This is a genomic window from Kitasatospora sp. NPDC058444 (genome assembly GCF_042721415.1).
Taxonomy (GTDB): Bacteria; Actinomycetota; Actinomycetes; order Streptomycetales; family Streptomycetaceae; genus Kitasatospora.
Map to the genome: position 1 here is coordinate 1 of NZ_JBHXLL010000096.1, position 1,791 is coordinate 1,791.

Here is a 1,791-nt window from a genome sequence, read left to right on the forward strand (position 1 = left end):
ACCTCCGCCGCGAACGGAGCGATCTTCGCCTCGGCCAGCGAACGCACCGCCTCACGGAGCATCCCGTGCTCCTCGGAGATACGGAAGAGATCGAACTCCTGGCTCATGATCGCCACTCCTGTTTCACGACGGTACTCAGTACCCTTCATTATGCATACGCGCGGCAAAAAGGGAACTCAGTGCCTTCCCTTCGCGGTACTGAGTTCCCTATCCTTTTCGTGCCGAACTTCCGGCGTACGTCCGCCCCAGTCCACCGAACGAAGCCGGTCCGAGCGCAGGGAGATGACAGCGTGGTCCACTCAGCCATCGATGCCGACACCCGCAGCACGACGCTGTACTTCCAGCGCTGCACGTGGTGCAACAACCCGACCTTCCAGCGGCTGCTCTGCCCCACCTGCGGATCCACCGACCTCAGGCTGGAGCCCAGCGAGGGCACCGGCGTGGTGCGGCGCTGCGCGGTCGAGCAGGCCCGGACGCCGCTGGTCCGTCAGAAGTCGCTGATCCGGATGGCGGAGGGCTTCGACGTCTGGTGCATCGTGGACGGGATGCGCAGCACCGTCCCGGTCGGCACCCGGGTGCGGCTGCTCTCCTCCCCCGACTCCGACCAGCCGGAGCTCCGGCTGCTGCCGGTGGAGGAGCCGCCGCCGGTGCAGGACCCCGAACCGCGCCCGCTGCCGCCCACCCAGGGCGGCTTCACCCAGCACCTCGCGGCCTTCGTCGCGGAGTGAGTCGGGTCGCCGAGCGGATCGCGCGGCGGCCGCCGCCGACGGGGCAGCCGGGGGCTCCGGTCGGGGCTCCGGCACGCCGGGAGAACCACGGAGGGCGTGGCACCGAGTACCACTCGGCGCCACGCCCTCCACTGTCGTTCGGGGATCAGGCCTTGCGGGCCTTCACCTCGGCGGTGAGCTGCGGCAGCACCTCGAAGAGGTCGCCGACCACGCCGTAGTCGGCGAGCTCGAAGATCGGGGCCTCGGGGTCCTTGTTGACGGCCACGATGGTCTTCGAGGTCTGCATGCCGGCCCGGTGCTGGATGGCGCCCGAGATGCCGTTGGCCACGTACAGCTGCGGGGAGACCTGCTTGCCGGTCTGGCCGACCTGGCTGCTGTGCGGGTACCAGCCGGCGTCCACGGCGGCGCGCGAGGCACCGACGGCGGCGCCCAGCGCGTCCGCGAGCTCCTCGACCACGCCGAAGCCCTCGGCGGCACCGACGCCGCGGCCGCCGGAGACCACGATGGCGGCCTCGGTCAGCTCCGGGCGGCCGGAGGACACGCGCGGGGTGCGCGAGGTGACCTTGGCGGCGTTGCCGGTGAACTCGACGGCGACGTTCTCCACCGCGCCGGCGGCCGGGGCGGCCTCCGGGGCGACGGCGTTCGGCTTGACGGTGATGACCGGCACGCCGTTGCTCACCCGGGAGTCGACGGTGTACGAGGCGGCGAACACCGACTGGGTGGCGATGGGGCCCTGGTCGCCGGCGCGCAGGTCGACGGCGTCGGTGATGATGCCGGAGCCGAGGCGCAGCGCGACGCGGGCGGCGACCTCCTTGCCCTCGCCGGAGGACGTCACCAGGACGGCGGCGGCGTCGTTGGCCTTGGCGATCTGGGCCAGGGCGTCCACCTTGGGGACGACCAGCTGATCGGCGAACTCGGCGCCGTCGGCGACGTACACCTTCGCGGCGCCGTACTCGCCGGCCTTGGCGGCGATGTCGGCCGCGGCCGCACCGGCGCCGAGGACGACGGCGGACGGCTCGCCGATGCGGCGGGCCAGGGTCAGCAGCTCCAGGGCCGGCTTGCG

2 protein-coding genes are annotated in these 1,791 nt (G+C 72.1%); one reads left to right on the top strand and one right to left on the bottom strand.

Annotated elements, in window-relative coordinates; genetic code table 11:
• Positions 1-290 precede the first annotated feature (290 nt).
• Entirely contained in the window at positions 291-728 is a 438-nt protein-coding gene (locus ACFWP2_RS39555; protein WP_380460969.1) for a hypothetical protein, read from the top strand.
• 145 nt (positions 729-873) lie between these two features.
• Here ACFWP2_RS39555 and ACFWP2_RS39560 read toward each other — a convergent pair.
• A partial coding sequence (locus ACFWP2_RS39560) for an electron transfer flavoprotein subunit alpha/FixB family protein (RefSeq protein WP_380460971.1) occupies positions 874-1,791 on the bottom strand: 918 nt, incomplete at its 5' end.